This window comes from Treponema socranskii subsp. socranskii VPI DR56BR1116 = ATCC 35536 (genome assembly GCF_000468115.1).
Taxonomy (GTDB): domain Bacteria; phylum Spirochaetota; class Spirochaetia; order Treponematales; family Treponemataceae; genus Treponema_D; species Treponema_D socranskii.
Map to the genome: position 1 here is coordinate 1 of NZ_AVQI01000082.1, position 17085 is coordinate 17085.

Genomic DNA, 17085 nt, shown 5'->3' on the forward strand with positions numbered 1-17085 from the left:
TCGATTAATTGATAATTGGTTTCGATAATTACAAACTAAAATAACCAACCGGTCGCTCTCAAGCCAAGGGAAACTTCGGCTTGTGGGCGTTTTTTTTATGTGGGCGTCATTACTTAAATAGCTATCTCTTTTAAAATCCTTTAGCCTGTGGTATAATACAATCAATGAGGGGGGTATGCTATGCCTACTTCAAACAGAAAATACAAAGACTCGGTGTTTGTCGACCTTTTCAGTGAAGACGAAAAAGCGAAAGAAAATTTTTTATCGCTTTACAACGCCTTACACGGTACACACCTTCCGCTTTCGTCTCCGGTAGAAAACATAAAGCTCGATAACGTTATGTACATGAACATAATCAATGACGTCTCCTGCCTTGTAGACGGTAAAATCATCGTGTTGGCAGAACACCAGTCTACAATAAACGAAAATATGCCCCTACGATTTTTACAGTATATAGCAAGGCTCTATGAAAAACTGCAAGCACCGACTGATCGGTATTTAAGAAAGCTGTCAAAAATCCCTGCGCCTGAGTTTTACGTTTTTTATAATGGCACAGAAGACTACCCTGAAACTACGGTTCTAAAACTGTCGGATGCGTTTATCACAAAGCCCGAACAAGTACCGCTTGAGTTGACGGTGCAAGTGCTCAACATCAACACGGACAAATCGAACAAAGTCCTAACGGCATGCAAGCCGCTTGAAGAATACAGCCTCTTTGTAGAAGAGGTAAGAAAACAAACCCAACTCGACAGCGAAAACGGTTTTACCAATGCAGTAAAGATATGCATAGAAAAAGGAATCTTAAAAGAATATTTAATGAGAAAATCACGGGAGGTAATAAACATGTTAGTAGCCGAATATGATTATGATACGGATATTGCGGTACAGAGAGAAGAAAGCCTAAGGATTGGCATACAACAAGGCTTTTCCGAAGGTTCCCGTCAAGCAAAGCTCGAAACGGCGCGGATTTTAAAACAGCTCGGCGATTCCGTAAAAAAGATAATGCAAGCTACCGGCCTTACTCAAGAAGAAGTGGAATCGATTAGCTAATTGGTAGTTCGGTTTATTCTCGGCTTCCGTTCCGCCGCTCTTTGAACGACGATGCGATCCGGTACCCACGGGTACTTTTCTTTGAGCGCGCTTGAGGCAAGGGCGGCATCTCCTCCGTATTTTTGCAGGGCGCGGATCGCGTCGGATTTGAACGCTGCGGTGTCGACGGACACATTCTCCTCTTTTTCTTCGATACCGGTGACAGCCCATCTGTTCTTTTTATACGTCAGCCTTACCGTATCGCAATTGCGCTCTATGATAAACTCGCCCGTTTCGCCGTCCGTGCGCACGGTGTAATACTCCGCCGTATGCGCCGCTTGAGTGCCGTCGTCGAGCGGTGCGCATCCTTCGCTTCTTACCGGCGTTCTCTTTTCGCTCCGTTCGGGCACGCGGACTTCGAGTGAGCTTTCTCTGCCGTCGAGCGTAAAAGAAGTAATGCCGTATACGTCCCGCCTTGCCTCCGCATTTTCCTCCGAAAGGGAGGCGAACCACGTTTCCGGGGCGACGATACCGTTTTTCGGATCGTAGGCGCTCCTCGTTTTATTTACGACGTAGATACTGCCGACGATATCGCCGTAGCGCTTGGACACTTTGCCCGAAGACATCGCGCCGACGAGTTCGACGTTTTGCGTATGTATCGCTTCGTAAAACGCTTCGGCGACTTCAAAAGATGTAAGACCGACGGCGGAAGGGCGGTGCCGGGCATCGCGCACCGCGCCGAAAGCGAAAAATGCGATAACGGCGGCAAGCGCAAAACAGGCCGCGAGCGTTCCCGCGTTGCGTCTGAACGTACGGCGGGCGCGTAAGCTTCGTTTTTTCGATTTATAATACGCTGCGACCTTTGCGTCGAACTCCGCTTGAGGGAGGGCTGCAGGGTGCGACACTTCTTTCAGGGTGCCGTCATCGATTCCGAGTTCGGCATAAAAAGCTTGAAGCGGGAACGGGTTTTCTTTTTGCCTGTCCGCCGTATGCAACGCCTCCGCCGTATGCGGCGTGTCCGCCGCGCCGTGCACACCGTGTGATCCGCGTGCATTTTTCCTTTCCGCTTCTACAGTGCGCGACGGAAGTTCAAGCGCGGCATCGACGCTTTCGGCAAGCGATTTATCGACTCCGTTTATGACGTGCTCGAGCTTCATATAATTTTTATCGTATTCGTCGGTGCTCCGCGCGCTCTCATCGCTTTTGTCGTAAGGCATGCGTTTTGCAAGGGCGCGGTAGGCGATAACCGCCTGCGTAAAAGAAAGGGAGCCGCGTCTTTCGGAAAGCGCTTTGCTTATCCAAAAGCCCTGCAGTTTTGCATAGGATGCGCCGCCGGTCGCGCACGCTTTATCGAACAGCGCTTGGGGCAAAAAAAGGAGCGCAGGTTTATCTGCAAACCCGTGTGCAGTCTTTACATAGATGCCGCCCGCACCGATGTTTTCGATTTTTACGTTTTCTTTTTTCGCCTCTTCGATTGCGCATACCGCCGCATAGGAAGCGGCCGCCGCTTCATATCGCTCCGCGTTTCCGCCGCTTTCCGCTTTCAAAAAGATTTCCGCAAGAGAGAGCATTTCCTCTTCTTCGCCGAACCGCCCGAAAAGGTGTACGTGCGCGCCGTCTCCGTCTCCGATCGTTTTGACGCCGTCGAACTTCCATTCGGAAAACGAAAAGGTCATATCGGATCCGAAATTTTTATCCGCGCAGGCGGCGATGCCCGATTCGGAAAGTAAATTTGAAAGACGGGTTTTGGCAAATGTCGATTCGCTTAATCCCGTATCGAATATAATTTTACTCATATTATTAATTATTAATTTTTACCGTCTGCCTTCGGGCGAATACAAATATCGGAAGTAATCCATATTCGTGCTGTACGTCGCATCGCGCCCTTTAAGCGTATTCGCATACGATTCCATGCTTTTCCAAAACGCGTAAAATTCCGGATCGCGGTTGTACGCTTCGGCATAAATACGTGCCGCTTCCGCGTCCGCCTGCCCTTTGATCTCTTCGGCGCGGCGATACGCATCGGAAGAAATCGTGCGCTTTTCGTTTTCGAGTCGTCCGATCCATCCCGTTTTTTTCGCTTCTCCGAGCGAACGGTATGCCTGTGCGACTTGGCTGCGGTCTTTTATCATGCGGTTGTATACGCTTTCGGTGAGTTCGTCCGAATATTTTATTTGCCGCGGAACGATGTCGATAACCGTGATGCCGTAGTCCGAAACGAGGACGTTTGCGGCGGCGGTCATCTCTTCGCAGAGCGCGCCCCGTCCGCGCACGACCGCTTCGATCGTCGTATTGACGTTTACAAGCGATTCGATTTCTTTCGTCTCTTCGTCTTCCGCTGCGACGGCCTTTGCCGCGCGCTCGTTGATGATGTTCGAAGAACGCACGATTTCGCTCAATCGGTTTGCGGTGACGACCGTACGCGTCGCCGAATCGATGATGTCGCTCAGGCGATTGCTTGCGTTTTCGATCGTTTTAAAACTCGTGTAGAACAATTTCGGATCGGCTATCTTCCAACGGCTCGTCGTGTCGACGACGATAAATTGATTTTCCTTTGTCGGGATGCGCTGCGGATCGCCGTCGATTGAAAGGATGCGTTTCGGATACGTCGTCACCATGTCGGCTGCGGGGATTTTAAAATACAATCCCGCATCGGTGCGGACTTCGGCGATGCTTCCGAATCTCGTGACAACCGCCTGATTTCCCTCTCTGACGATATAGAGCGGGCCGGACGCGAAGAAAAAAATTAACAAAAATAAAAAAACGACGAGAGGCAGTACGATACGTTTGATCGATTTCATTGTGCGCCTCCTTCGGAAGCCGAAAGCTGTTTTATAGGCAGCAGGTTTTGGAGCCTCCCGTCGATGAGCGTACTCTTCGTGTCGGAATTGAAAAGGGCGTCCATCGTTTCCAAATACATACGCTCGCGGGTAACGCGCGGCGATCGACGGTATTCTCGGTACACGGAGTTGAATCGGGCGACGTCTCCTCTCGCGCGGTTTACGCGTTCCGCCGCATATCCCTGCGCAACCGAAATCTGTTTGTCGGCTTCACCCTGCGCTTTCGGAATTTCGGCGTTGTACGCTTCTTTTCCTTCGTTGATAAATCGGTTCATATCCTGTATCGCTTTGTTGACGTCTTCAAACGCATCCTGCACGCCTTCGGGCGGAACGATGTTTTGCAGTTTGACCGTCGTAACGTGTATGCCCAAACCGAGCTTTGCAAAATTGTCGTTCATCATATCGCGCGACTGCATTTCGATGTTCGTGCGTTCCGCGCTCATAATGTCGAGGATGGCGCGGTCGCCGACGAGCGTATTGATTACCGAGCGGGAGATGTCGCGGATCGTACGCGTGCGGTCTTCGACGTTGAACTGCCACGCTTTCGGATCGACGATGCGGTATTGAATGATCCATTCGACGTCGACGATATTCAAATCTCCCGTGAGCATCGTGGATTCGGCGACGATGCCGTTTTGATAGCGGCTGTTCCGCTTCATTTCGATCGTCTGAAAACCGAACTGTTCCGTCTGAACGACTTGCACCGGAATATTGTAATTTTTGTCGATGCCGAAGGGCAGCTTAAAATGCAGACCCGGGCCGACGGTTTCGACGTATTTGCCGAATCTCGTGATGACGGCCTGCTCCGTTTCATCGACGATGTAAAAATTGCTTTTTACCGCCGACGCTCCGATAAAGAGGGCGAGCAGCAGCGCATAGGACGACGGCTTTGAAAAAAAACGCCGCGCCGATTCTTTTGTTATTTTTCCCATAGTATTCCTCGAACCAACTATACCATAAAACAACAAGCGATGATATAATCGAAACGGCGGTATTGCGGGTTTTTGTAAATGTTTTTATGGGAGATTGATATGAAAGAAGAGCGCACATCGGTCGAAGAGAAAAAGCGGACTGCGCAAAGCGCGGCGAAAAAAATTATCAAAGCGGCACAGGTTCCCGTACGACGCCTTTTATTGAAAATCATCTTTGCCGCGCTTCTTTTGTGCGCACTCGGAGCCGGTGCCTATTTCGGCAGAAAAAAAATCACTGAAATAAAACTTGCAAAAAAATATATGAGGATCGAACGGCAGCTCGTGCTGTGCCGCGAACTCGTTACGGTAAAACTGCGCTACAGCGAAATCGTGAGCATAAAAAAAAGCGGTGCGCTCGGTGTCGCAAAAAGCTACAGTATCGTCAAATATTCAGGTGTAGCGCGTGCAGGTATTGCCGACGTTTCAAAGATTGCTCCGACCGTTTCGAAAGACGGAAAATCCGTTTCGATTTCGCTTCCGAAGTCGGAGCTCCTCGGAAACGAAATAGCGTCGCAGGAAATCTTCGATGAAAAACGCAGCATCTTCGTGCCGATCACGATGAAAGAAATCTTCGACGGAATCGAAGAGAGCAGAGCATCCGCCGCGGAACGCCTGGTCGCCGAAGGTCTTTTGGACGACGCGGATGCGCAGGCACAGGCCGTCCTTCGCGCATCCATGACCGCGCTCGGCTTTGAAAACGTTGCGATACGCTGATACGCCAGGCGCAGGGACGTTGCAGGGGAGGCTTTCCCTTTTGAATTAAATTAATAAAAACATCCGACAAAAAACGGCCGCGTTCTTTTCAAAAAAAAACGCTTGTGCTATACTGTGCCGATTTGTATCACACAGGAGTTTCTTTATGAATTCATCGAAAATTTTAGGGCCTCACGACAAGCCGCCGCTCGCGCAGTGGATTCCGTTGAGCTTCCAGCACGTGTTCGCCATGTTCGGCGCAACCATCCTCGTACCGCTTTTGACGGGCTTGAATCCGTCGACCGCGCTTTTTACCGCCGGTACCGGAACGCTCATCTACATCTTCATAACGGGCGCAAAAGTACCTGCGTTTTTGGGTTCGTCGTTCGCCTTTATTCCGGCGCTTATCGGAATCGGCGAACAGTACGGCGTTGCCTATGCGATGGGGGGCGCGATCTGCGCGGGAGTTTTTTACTGCGTCGTCGCATTGATTATTAAATTTACGGGCAAAGGCTGGATCGACAAAGCGCTTCCTCCGGTCGTCATCGGTTCGGTCATCGTCGTCATCGGTATGAACCTTGCGCCGACGGCGATCAAAGAAGCGATGTACATCGGATCGAGCGGTGCGATGCAGGATTACTCGCTTGTGTATCTGAGCATCGCCGTCGTAACGCTCGGCATCGCGATCGTCGCGACGATTTTTTTGAAGGGCTTTTTCAATACGATTTCGATATTGATAGGTCTTGTCGGCGGTTATCTTTTTGCACTCGTCATGGGCGCCGTTTTTCCCGCATACAGCGTCATCGATTTTTCCGTCGTGCGTGAAGCGAAGTGGTTTGCGCTTCCGTTTTTGCAAACCGACGCGGCGGGCAAGTATTTTTGGCTTGCGCCGAAATTCAACTTCGTCGCCTCTCTCACCTTTGTGATCGTTTCGCTTGCGACGATCTGCGAACACTTGGGCGATACGCTGACGACTTCGCGCGTCGTCGGCAAGGATTTTTTAAAAGATCCCGGTTTGCATCGCACGCTCGTCGGCGACGGTCTTGCGACCGCATGGGCTGCCGTATGGGGCGGGCCGCCGAACACGACGTATGGTGAAAATATCGGCGTTATGGCGATTACGAAAGTGTACAGCGTGTGGGTTATCGGAGGAGCTGCGGTCATCGCCTTCGTGCTGTCTTTTTGCCAAAAATTCGGCGCGGTCATTCAAACGATTCCGGGCCCCGTGCTCGGCGGTGTTTCCATGCTCTTGTACGGGCTCATCGCGTCCAGCGGCTTACGCACGCTCGTTGAAGAAGGCGTTGACTACAAAGATAAACGTAACTTGACGATTTCGTCGGTTGTCATGGTCATCGGCATCGGCGGCGGCATTTTGCAGTTTACCGTCGGGAGCGACTTCGTGTTCAGTTTGGGAGGAGTTGCGCTTTCGACCGTCGTCGGCATCGTATTGAATTTAATAATTCCGAAAACGGTGGAATAAGCACCGCCGGTAAAATAAAGCGCCCGCGCATCGCATTTTTGCCGGCGGGCGTTTTTTTTTACGTTGTTTCCGGCGCAATCCGTGCGGATATGCGCTTATCCGCGGCTCCGAGAGGAGCCGTTTTGTTTTTGCGCTTTATCGTCTGCGTCCGAAGAGGCGCAGAAGGGCGAGGAAGATATTGATAAAATCGAGATAGAGTTCGAGCGCGCCGATGATCGACGCTTTTTTGAACGTATCCGATCCGTCCGAATACTGCGCCGCCCTTAAAATCTTTTGCGAATCGTATGCGGTGAGTCCGACGAAGACGACGACAGTGATGAGCGAAATGAGCCACGAAAATCCCGACGAGCGCAAAAAGAAATTGATGAGTGAAGCGATGATGAGACCCCACAGCGCCATGATGAGATAGCGGCCGAACGAATTGAGATTCTGTTTCGTGACCGCGCCGTAGAGGCACATACCGCCGAACATTCCCGCTGCCGCAAGGAACGTGTAGGTTATCGCCGTACCGGTGTAGACGAGAAAGATCGATGAAAGCGTCAGTCCGTTCAGCGCCGAATAGACGATAAACGCGACGGACGCCGCAGCGGGCGAGATTTTGCGGATGGACGCGGAAAGCCACCACACGAGCGCGATTTCACCGATCGCGACGACCCAAAAACCGATACCGCTTCCGCCGAACAGCAGCCTCAACAGCGCCGCATTCCCTGCCGTAATGTAGGCGCTCACTGCGCTGATTACGAGCGCGAGCGCCATCCAGCCGTACGTACGCGTAAGGAATTTCCGTTTTTCGTTTTCTACCGCACGCGTGCCGATCGAATTGTATTGTTCCATATCCGTATGCTCCTCTATACAACGTTGATTTTCCCCGCCGGGAACCTATTACAAATATACATATACATTATATCACAGGATATAATTTTCTGCTATAATATGATGAACGAGGTTCTATGGCGAATATTATCGACTATATCGAGTGGCGCGGCGACTTGTCGTTTTCCGCCGTTCCGTTCAACGATATCGACGCTCTCATCCTGTGTCAAATTTCGTATCTCGATTTTTCAGGCATCGTAAGCGAACGCTTTAAAGATTGCGTAATACTGAACGATGCCGCTGCACTTTTTCGAAGTGCAAAGGATTTTTCAAGACGACGCAAAGTCGGCGCGATGATCAATTCGCAGACGGTAGATCTTTTGTTCGCAGCCGCTTCTTCAAATCGTTTCGGAACTATAAAAGCGTGCGGTTATGCGGAGCGTTTCGATTTGCAAAAGGAAGAGCAATTTTCCGCGACGACTTTTTTGACCGGCGACAAGTACGCCTTTGTCGCGTTCCGCGGTACCGACGATACGATAATCGGCTGGAAAGAGGATTTCAACATGGGCGTCCTCAAAACCGTACCGGCTCAAACCGACGCGCTTAGCTATTTGACCGAAGCGATGAAATCGATACGCGGACGATTTCGCGTGGGCGGCCATTCGAAAGGCGGAAACCTTTCAATTTATGCCGCCGCAAACATCGACCGTAAATTCAAAAAACGCATCTCCTGCGTGTACAACAACGACGGACCGGGCTTTCGCGAAGAGATCGTCGCTTCTCTCGAATTCCGGGAACTTGCGCCGAAAATCCGTTCGTTTTATCCGCAGCTTTCCATCGTCGGTATGCTCTTTTCACATGCGGCCTCGTACGCCGTCGTCGAAAGCGAGCAGGCCGGCATCAGACAGCACGATCCGTTTTCATGGCATTTGACGAAAGACGGTTTCGTCTCGCTTCCGGGCTTCGACGCGGCAAGCGAATGGTTTCACGATACGTTCAACGCGTGGTTCCGTGAGCTTTCCGACGCCGAGCGCTCCCGCTTTGTCACTACGCTTTTTAAAGTGCTTGAGGCGACCGACGCAAAGACGAATTCGGAGCTCGAAAAAAATTGGTGGCAGAATTCGGCAAAAATCGTCGGTGCGTTTGCAAAGCTCGACGGCCCGTCGCGCGACAATATCATCAAAACGGTGCAGCTGCTTTTTCAAATCGGACACAGACATTTGGCGCCGGCACGATTTTTGCCGTCCGATGCTTCGAAGAAAAAAAATCGATAAATTTCCGGAACGGATAAGAATAAAATTTCCGGCGTAGACTATTTCATATTTAGGGAGTATATTTATTCTATGGCAAAGAAAGATATTGACAATAATGATTCCACGGTATCGATTTCACAGGCGGAACTGGACGGTACTTTTGACGGCGAGAAAGCGGATAAAGCGGCGGACAAAAAAATCGTAAAAAAGCCGTCGGCGACTAAGGAGATCCTTCCTGCGGATCAGGCACTTCCGGTAAAGCTTTTGCTCATTCCGTTGCAGGGACGTCCGATTTTTCCGGGCATCTTTACGCCTCTTATGATCAGTTCTTCCGACGATACGAAAGTGATCGAAGAAGTGTGTGCGGGCGACGGCTATATCGGTATCGTTATGCTGAAAAACGAAACGGAAAATCCGTCGGTATCCGATCTGCATGCGGTCGGTACGATCGCGCGCATTATTAAAAAGATCAATTTGCCCGACGGCGGACTCAACGTGTTTATTTCGACGCTCAAGCGTTTCCGTATCCGAAAAGCGCTGCACGCGACGACGCCGATGGCGGCCGCGGTCGATTACCTCGACGACGAAGAGGACGACACGTTTGAAGTAAAAGCGCTCACGCGCGCGCTGTTGAGCGAAATGAAAGAAGTATCCGAAAACAATCCGCTCTTTTCAGAAGAGATGCGCCTGAATATGGTGAACATCGATCACCCCGGAAAGATTGCCGACTTTATCGCGTCGATCCTCAACATCGATAAAGCCGATCAGCAAAAAGTGCTCGAAACGGTAAACGTGCGCCAGCGTATGGAGCAAGTGCTCATCTATATTAAAAAAGAGCAGGAGCTTTTACGCGTCCAGAAAAAAATTCAAAACGAACTCAACGAACGCGTCGAAAAAAATCAGCGCGAATATTTTCTCCGCGAAGAGCTGAAGTCGATTCAGGAAGAGCTCGGCACGGACGCCGAAGGCAACGCGACCGATTATCAAAAGTTTAAAAAGAAAGCGGAGGAATTTCATTTTGAAGGCGAGATAAAAGAGACGGTCGACAACGAACTCGAAAAATTCAATCTCATGGATCCGAACTCCGCCGAATACATCGGTACGCGGAATTTTCTCGAACTCGTCACGCAGCTTCCGTGGAACGACAAGCCTGCGGAAAATTACAGCCTCGACGAAGCGAAAAAGATTCTCGAGCGCGATCACTTCGGTCTTGACGACGTAAAAAAACGCATCATGGAATTTTTATCGGTTCGAAAGCTCAAGCAGGATGCAAAGGGCAGCATACTGCTGCTCGTAGGTCCTCCCGGCGTCGGCAAAACGAGCATCGGGCATTCGGTCGCGGATGCGATGCATAAACCTTTTTATCGATTTTCCGTCGGCGGTCTTCGCGACGAAGCTGAGATCAAAGGACACCGCAGAACTTATATCGGTGCGCTGCCCGGAAAAATCATACAAGGTTTGCGCACGACGAAAACGCGCGCTCCCGTCTTTATGATCGACGAAATCGATAAGATGGGACAGAGTTATCAGGGAGATCCCGCGAGCGCGCTGCTCGAAGTGCTCGATCCCGAACAGAATGTCGGTTTCCGCGACAACTACCTCGATTTGCCGTTCGACATCTCCGACATATTTTTTATCCTCACCGCGAACACGCTCGATTCGATCCCGGAACCGCTGCTCGACCGTGCCGAAGTCATTCAGCTGCCGGGCTATATCGATCAGGAAAAAATCGAAATCGCAAAGCGCTATCTCATTCCGAAAAATCTTAATAAAAACGGACTTGAAAAAAATCAAGTGCAGTATACGAAAGAAGCGCTTTTGATGATCGCCGAAGAGTACGCGCGCGAAGCCGGAGTGCGCAATTACGAAAAGAGCGTCGATAAAATCCACCGCAAAATCGTTACAGAACTTATGAACGAAGCGGAGAAAAAAGCGGAAGAAGCGGCGGCGAAAGCGAAAAAAGCAAAGGAAGCCGAACTTGCTGCAAAGAAAGCACAGGGCGAACACGTACTCACGCAGTCGGAAATCGACAAACTCGTCAAAGCGAACCGTGATTTGACGCAGTCGGAAATCGACTCGCTCGTGGATTCCCGCTGGAAGCTTTCGCAGGGCGATATCGATCTGCTCGTAAAGAAAAATAAAAACCTCACACAGGCGGAAATCGACAAACTCGTTTCGGTAAAGCGCGAAAGCGAAAAAGTTTCAGCCGCCGATTTCGTCGACAGAACGAAAAAATATACGATCGATGCGAAAGCTCTCGACAAGTATCTCGGCAAACCCGTCTTCGATGAAAGCGAAATCAAAAAGGCGGACATCGCGGGAACGGCGATCGGTTTGGCGTGGACGAGTATGGGCGGCGATACGCTGCTCATCGAAAGCATCGCGTATCCGAGCGCGAAGGGCGGACTGCAGCTTACCGGTCAGATGGGAGACGTGATGAAAGAGAGCGCGCAGATCGCGATCAACTGGGTAAAAGAACAAGTGCTTTCAAAAAAGATAAAGAGCGAAGAGTGGTTTGAAAAGAATATAATTCACTTGCACATTCCCGAAGGCGCGGTCAAAAAAGACGGCCCGTCCGCCGGCATTACGATGGCGACGGCGTTTATGTCGCTGCTCACCGGAAAAATTATTAAAGGGCATCTTGCGATGACGGGCGAGCTTTCGCTTACGGGGCAGGTTTTGCCGATCGGCGGACTCCGAGAAAAGACGGTTGCGGCCAGGCGGAACGGCATAAAAACGATTTTGATTCCGAAAGCGAACGTCCGCGATCTCTCCGATATTCCCGATCACGTAAAGGCGGGTATTACGTTTATACCCGTGACTCGCGCCGAAGAAGTGATGCTGCACGCCTTTGCGGGAAACGGGAAAACGGCATCGCTTTCCGAAACGAAGAGCGTCAAAAAGAGCGCGGTGAAAAAAAACGCTCAGGCGGAACGCGCGGTAAAAAGCGGTACGCTTAAAGCGGCTGAAAAAAAATCGATGCAGAAAAAATCCTCGAGAAACGCTGACGGCGGAAAATCGTCAGCGGCAAAAAAGGATACGAGCCGACGCGAAAAATCCGTTTCGAAAAAGATCGGGGTGAAATCGTCCGCTTCGAAAAAGGGCGCAGCGAAAGCGAAAAAGCCCGCCGTAAAAAAAGGAGCGGGTAAATCGCGTAAAGGAAAGTAAAGCTTGCCGTTCGCGCGGGTGCTTGAACGGCACCCGCCGTCGGCTTGCGGCGCACGCGGTACTTGCGGAGTGCGATGTTTTGGAGGGAAATCTATGAAAATTGTAACTTTTTGGAAAATTAAAAAGTATTTTCTTTCAGATTAGAAAATAAACGAATAACCATTAATCTTAATTTAAAAATCTGTTTTTTATCTATTTTCTCTTGACTTTATCAATGTGCGCACTTAAACTGTGTTAGCAAGGAGTGTTTATGAAAAATATAACTCTATCAATTGATGAAACTGTTTTACAGGCAGGCCGAGAATACGCCAGGAATCATAATATCTCATTCAATTCTCTTGTAAGAAAACTTGTCGAGCAAACGGTTGTGACCAATAAAGATTACTGGCTTCATGATACTTTTTCACTTATGGACACATTAAATGCAACATCAGGCAATGAGAAATGGACAAGGGAAGAATTATATCGTGTCTAAAGTATTTATTGATACCGATATTCTTGTCTATATGATTTGGAACTGATAGAACAAGCAATAGATATCAGTGTAATTTCACAATTATCATTTTGAGATTCATTGATAATAGCTGCTGCAGAGAAAGCAAAATGTGAATTTATTATTTCCGAAGATTTAAATCCGGGACAGACATATCGTGGAGTAATGGTAATAAATCCATTTAAAGAAGATGTGTTCTAACACCCGCTTCAATGCTGACATTGCGGACAAGCCGCAAAAGCAGGTTAAGCGAATGTTATACGAACGCCCGCACCGGGGCGCGCCGGGAGGAAAAATGAAAAAAATAATTTTACTATTGATTTTAATAATTTTGTTATTCGGAGGCGAAAAAAAAGGTAATATTTCAGCTGAGGAAGTAAATAAAACTCCATATTCGGAAACAAAAACAACAAACCGGCGTGAATACTCATTGTCAACAAAAAGTTATTATTTAAAAGAGAATCCTAAATTTATGGGAAAAGCCATGAATTTTGCTTATCAGGAATATTCCGGTATTACAGCCCCGGTTATAATGTATCCGAATTACGGGTACATAAGAAAAAATGCCGGTGTTTCACCGAATTTTGTAAATATAACCTCAAAACGGATTATGAGAGCAAAAATTTTTTTTAGAGGAACAGGAAACTCCGAAGATAAAGATCTATTGATATCATTTGATACTTTCGATTTTGTGTCAGGAAGTAACTGCACGGTTAAATTACATGATTCTTTTCTTCAAGATAATCAGTACACAATCGACAAAATTGTTTTCTATTACGATGATTTATCTGAGCAAACGGTCCAAGCCGATGAATTATATTCTGAAAGAGCACTTGCTCCGCTGGATTTGACCGGTTCAGGTATTTTCTTTATCGATGATCCGAATACCGGCTCTTATAATTTTATTGTAAAAACTTATTCTTCCGATTCGGAAAGTACCGGAAAGTATAAAATAACCGCTACCAAAGAAGACGGTAAAGAAGTAAATGTAGAAGGCGGTATTCCTTATTTCATCGAGGGAGATATTTTCTTAACCGATTTGTGGAGTAAGATAGCAATCGAACAATTATGTAATTTGAGAAAATTGGAAATTGAGTTTATTTCTACGGATGATACGGTTTTACGAGAAGAAGTTACCGATTCCGCTCAGTTGGATAAAATTACTATGTGGGTATCGGCATTTAATTACTACGGATATAAATGATATTATAACCGTTAATGCATACAGTTACCCACCGCACATAAGCAAAAGACTCTATGACAATAAAGAATTCGAAAATAAATATCGGTATATGAGTGAACGCAAAGTATTGGCAAAGTCGTACTGTCGGTACGTTTTAAAGCAGGGGCGAAGATTTTGCTAAAATTCTGCAAGCAATAAAAAAAAGTACCGAACAGAGCTTGGATTCCGGCCGGATGTTTTTGGAAAGACAATGACAGCGAACTGCAAAGATATTCTCTCTCTTGCCTGAGAACGATTACGGTCTTTTTATCCGGTTGCTTTTGCAAAAAAATATCCCAATGCCGGCAAAACTCAGTTCCGGCAGTGGGTGTTTCCTCAAGCTTGCCGATGGCGTAACAAAGAAACCGGCGAGCAGGGACGCCACCATATCGATCCTTCGGTTATTCAGCGTACCCTGCATGAAGCGGTTGATTTATTCCAGCTGATGATAAGGAAGAAAGATGTGATTTTTTGATCCGCAGCAATTTAGATGGAAAAGCATAGGTTTTTGTGATATTATACGAAAATGTTGAAAGGATGTTATGAGAACACGCATTGGCGTGCAAGAAAGGAAAAAAAATGGAAAAAATAATTGATTTTTATGAAAAAAGAATAAAAATTATTCTAGGTATAATTCTTGGAGTTTGCATATTAAATTGTATTATTCGCATCTGTAAAGATATAAAAATTTCAGAAGCTGTATTAGGTTTTGGAATAAGTATTGGCTTTTTCTTTATAGCATGGGCAATGGTTTTTATTGTGTTAGGTTTCCAAAAAATAAATCCGTTTTGTCCAAAATCTATTTTTAAGTTTTTTTGTTACTTTGTCATAATAATAAGTACAATTGGCGTTGTTTTAGGAATTATAAATGATATAATCCTTTGCGCGCTTAAAGATAAAAAGGATATATTTCAATTTACATACTCTACAGGCGCATTAGGTTTTATTTATGGGAGCATCTATTTATACAGAAAAACTTTTGGTAAAAATAGTGGATCAGAAGTTTCCGGAAGAAAAATTGAAAAATCAGATGAATCAAAAAAGAAAAAAATTATAAAATATTCTGTTATTTTTGGAGTTGGTTTTGTTGGTGCTATAATAATAGTATGTATTACAATTTTTTCATCATTTTTAAAATCTGAACCATATTTACATTCAATTAAGCTTATTGAAAATAATACAGAAATTTTGGAATATCTTGGTGAAGATTATAAACTTCCCAAAATTATAAGTGGTTCTATGAGCACAAATGGAAATGGGACTGGAAAAGTATCTATTTCATATACAATTAAAGGTAAAAACGGAAGCTCACGGGTTTATGTTGATGCAGAAAAAGAAAATGGAATTTGGAATTATAAAAAAATAATATTTTATAAACAAAAAGGAAAAGTAGATTCTATAGATTTACTTATAAATGAAAAATAGCGCCTAACACAGTTTTCAAAGCCGACAGGTAATCGAGCTGCCTGCGGTTTAAAACAATGTTATGTACACAACGCTATAGGCGTGGTTTTTAGAAAAAAGGGGTAATAGAATGGTTTTTCCAGGTTTAAAAAAATTGAGCCGAGAATTTGGTTTCAAAAATAACGGAACATATTTTTATGGATTTATAAATAATACATATGTTATGTTTGCAGATGGGGCGAATCGGAAAAATGTGAGTTTCAGATTTCCAATTGAATTAAATGAAGATGATAAAAAGAAAATTTTATCTTGGAAAAGGAAAGGATATGCAAAAAGTATAGATTTTTTTGACGATCAGTCTTTTGATGTTTATATTGTATTTACGGAATATTTTTTACCTTTCAAAATTTCAAAAATAAAAGAAGTAATTGAAGACATAACTGGTTATATTAAACAAAAATACCCGCAAGAAAAATCAAAATGCAGTGGAGATAACTGTATAGAAACGGATGGACTTAATATATTTGATATTGATGGTATTCCGTTGCCAATGTGTTCTTCTTGTGCAAAAAGATTAGAAACTAAAATTGAAAATGCGTATGAAGATTTTAGGCTCCAACCAAATAATTATCTTCAAGGTTCAATAGCAGCGATAGTTTTTTCTATTCCTGGAATATTAGTAACATTCATTTTATTTTTGTTAGGTAGAATCGCAGGTGCGTCAGGTTTAATATATTTTTATCTTTCACAAAAAGGCTATGTTTGGGCAAAAGGCAAAATGAACAAGATAGGTGTACTTATAATTTCTTTAATAAGTTTGGTATATACGGCTGTCGGAGTATATTTAAGTTATATTGCTGTTATTATAAAAGAAGTATTAAAGCTTCCAGAAATAAAAGATTATCCCATATTTGAAATTGTAAAGCTTTCTTTTGAATCAGTAAAAGAACCTGAAGTCAAAAAAGAATTACTTACAAATATATATTTATCGTTGTTTTTGTGCGGTATTTGTATTTTAATAAATATGATTCAGTTATTAAAATCAACTGGCAAGGTAAAAATAAAAAAAGCATAACAAGGTTTTCAAAGCCGATAAAAACTTTGTCACAACAGTTACTTTCCGCAGCTTTTCGCCGCTGCAACTTTTGCACCATTTTTGCGCGTCGCGCAAAAACGTTTTTACGGTTTAAAACGCTGGTTATACGGACGGCCGACGGAGCGGCCGCAAAATGGAAAATATAAAAGAAATAAATGTCAATTATAATTTCACAACCGATACACATGGTTTTTGGGATGGTTATCGGTTAAACAGAAAAGGGCTTGGAATGTTTAATAATGGTTGTGATCCTGATTCAAAATATAAACAAAAGTACGTGAAATTCTTGTCGTCATATTTACACTGCTCGCAAAGTTTCAGAAAAAGCAGATAGACAATCAACGCTATCCATATTTGTGTTTTGACCGCATTTTCCTTGAGCCGAGTGACGAACAGAACGCCATTTTCGCAGAAATTGCCGAAGGTTTTATAATTACAGTAGCCTAAATTAAACGTAACAGTAGATTTAGGCGCTGTATAATTAGTGCGCGGAAGCGCACACGTGCATCTGCGAGTCTTCGAAAGAAAACTCGAAATTAAATTGAACGGCGCTATTTCAGACGTTCAATTTAAACCTTCGGTTATTGTTCGCATAGGAAATCGTGGAGCGTTTTACGTCCTTG

13 protein-coding genes and 1 pseudogene are annotated in these 17085 nt (G+C 45.8%); 10 read left to right on the forward strand and 4 right to left on the reverse strand.

The window, feature by feature from the left end; all coding sequences use genetic code 11:
* Window positions 1-180 precede the first annotated feature (180 nt).
* The gene (locus HMPREF0860_RS11670) at window positions 181-1050 is read left to right on the forward strand and encodes an Rpn family recombination-promoting nuclease/putative transposase (RefSeq protein ID WP_021330898.1); all 870 of its coding nucleotides are present in this window, start codon (window positions 181-183) and stop codon (window positions 1048-1050) included.
* Here HMPREF0860_RS11670 and HMPREF0860_RS11675 read toward each other — a convergent pair.
* From HMPREF0860_RS11675 to hflK, 3 genes are read right to left on the reverse strand one after another with little or no spacing between them, the layout of a single operon-like run.
* Complete coding sequence (locus tag HMPREF0860_RS11675; RefSeq protein ID WP_021495820.1) at window positions 1047-2825, reverse strand: hypothetical protein; 1779 nt, start codon at window positions 2823-2825, stop codon at window positions 1047-1049. The two genes, HMPREF0860_RS11670 and HMPREF0860_RS11675, sit on opposite strands and share 4 nt — an antisense overlap.
* Before the next feature lie 18 nt (window positions 2826-2843).
* Window positions 2844-3830 carry a protease modulator HflC gene (hflC, locus tag HMPREF0860_RS11680; protein WP_021330894.1) on the reverse strand — a complete coding sequence of 329 codons (987 nt, stop codon included), beginning with the start codon at window positions 3828-3830 and terminating at the stop codon, window positions 2844-2846.
* A complete protein-coding gene (gene hflK, locus HMPREF0860_RS11685) occupies window positions 3827-4801 on the reverse strand; it encodes an FtsH protease activity modulator HflK (protein WP_021330899.1) in 975 nt (324 codons plus the stop codon). Before hflK ends, hflC begins: the two co-directional genes overlap by 4 nt.
* Before the next feature lie 99 nt (window positions 4802-4900).
* Between hflK and HMPREF0860_RS11690 the strand changes: the two genes are divergently transcribed.
* Together HMPREF0860_RS11690 and HMPREF0860_RS11695 are read left to right on the forward strand one after the other, a co-directional pair.
* A complete protein-coding gene (locus tag HMPREF0860_RS11690) occupies window positions 4901-5554 on the forward strand; it encodes a DUF4230 domain-containing protein (protein ID WP_021495808.1) in 654 nt (217 codons plus the stop codon).
* A gap of 145 nt (window positions 5555-5699) precedes the next feature.
* Window positions 5700-7013, forward strand: coding sequence for a solute carrier family 23 protein (locus tag HMPREF0860_RS11695; protein WP_021495811.1), 1314 nt, complete (start codon window positions 5700-5702; stop codon window positions 7011-7013).
* Window positions 7014-7148: 135 nt separating this feature from the next.
* Here HMPREF0860_RS11695 and HMPREF0860_RS11700 read toward each other — a convergent pair whose 3' ends face one another.
* Window positions 7149-7847 carry a Bax inhibitor-1/YccA family protein gene (locus tag HMPREF0860_RS11700; protein WP_021330892.1) on the reverse strand — a complete coding sequence of 233 codons (699 nt, stop codon included), beginning with the start codon at window positions 7845-7847 and terminating at the stop codon, window positions 7149-7151.
* A gap of 116 nt (window positions 7848-7963) precedes the next feature.
* Between HMPREF0860_RS11700 and HMPREF0860_RS11705 the strand changes: the two genes are divergently transcribed.
* The 7 genes and pseudogenes from HMPREF0860_RS11705 to HMPREF0860_RS11730 all read left to right on the forward strand — a co-directional run bounded on the left by HMPREF0860_RS11705 (window position 7964) and on the right by HMPREF0860_RS11730 (window position 16441).
* The gene (locus HMPREF0860_RS11705) at window positions 7964-9100 is read left to right on the forward strand and encodes an Mbeg1-like protein (protein WP_021330895.1); all 1137 of its coding nucleotides are present in this window, start codon (window positions 7964-7966) and stop codon (window positions 9098-9100) included.
* A gap of 69 nt (window positions 9101-9169) precedes the next feature.
* On the forward strand, window positions 9170-12247 hold the full coding sequence (lon, locus tag HMPREF0860_RS11710) for an endopeptidase La (RefSeq protein ID WP_021330893.1): 3078 nt from the start codon (window positions 9170-9172) through the stop codon (window positions 12245-12247).
* Between the two features lie 250 nt (window positions 12248-12497).
* Window positions 12498-12722, forward strand: a complete 225-nt coding sequence (locus tag HMPREF0860_RS11715) for a DUF6364 family protein (protein WP_038081449.1) — start codon at window positions 12498-12500, stop codon at window positions 12720-12722.
* A gap of 313 nt (window positions 12723-13035) precedes the next feature.
* Complete coding sequence (locus tag HMPREF0860_RS11720) at window positions 13036-13944, forward strand: hypothetical protein (RefSeq protein ID WP_021495818.1); 909 nt, start codon at window positions 13036-13038, stop codon at window positions 13942-13944.
* A 289-nt stretch (window positions 13945-14233) separates the two neighbouring features.
* Window positions 14234-14392, forward strand: a pseudogene (locus HMPREF0860_RS14170) (integron integrase); the annotation flags it as partial.
* A 149-nt stretch (window positions 14393-14541) separates the two neighbouring features.
* Complete coding sequence (locus HMPREF0860_RS13425) at window positions 14542-15387, forward strand: cytochrome c oxidase assembly factor Coa1 family protein (RefSeq protein WP_021495812.1); 846 nt, start codon at window positions 14542-14544, stop codon at window positions 15385-15387.
* Between the two features lie 109 nt (window positions 15388-15496).
* Entirely contained in the window at window positions 15497-16441 is a 945-nt protein-coding gene (locus tag HMPREF0860_RS11730; protein WP_021495809.1) for an SNARE-associated domain-containing protein, read from the forward strand.
* The last annotated feature ends 644 nt before the right edge of the window (window positions 16442-17085 follow it).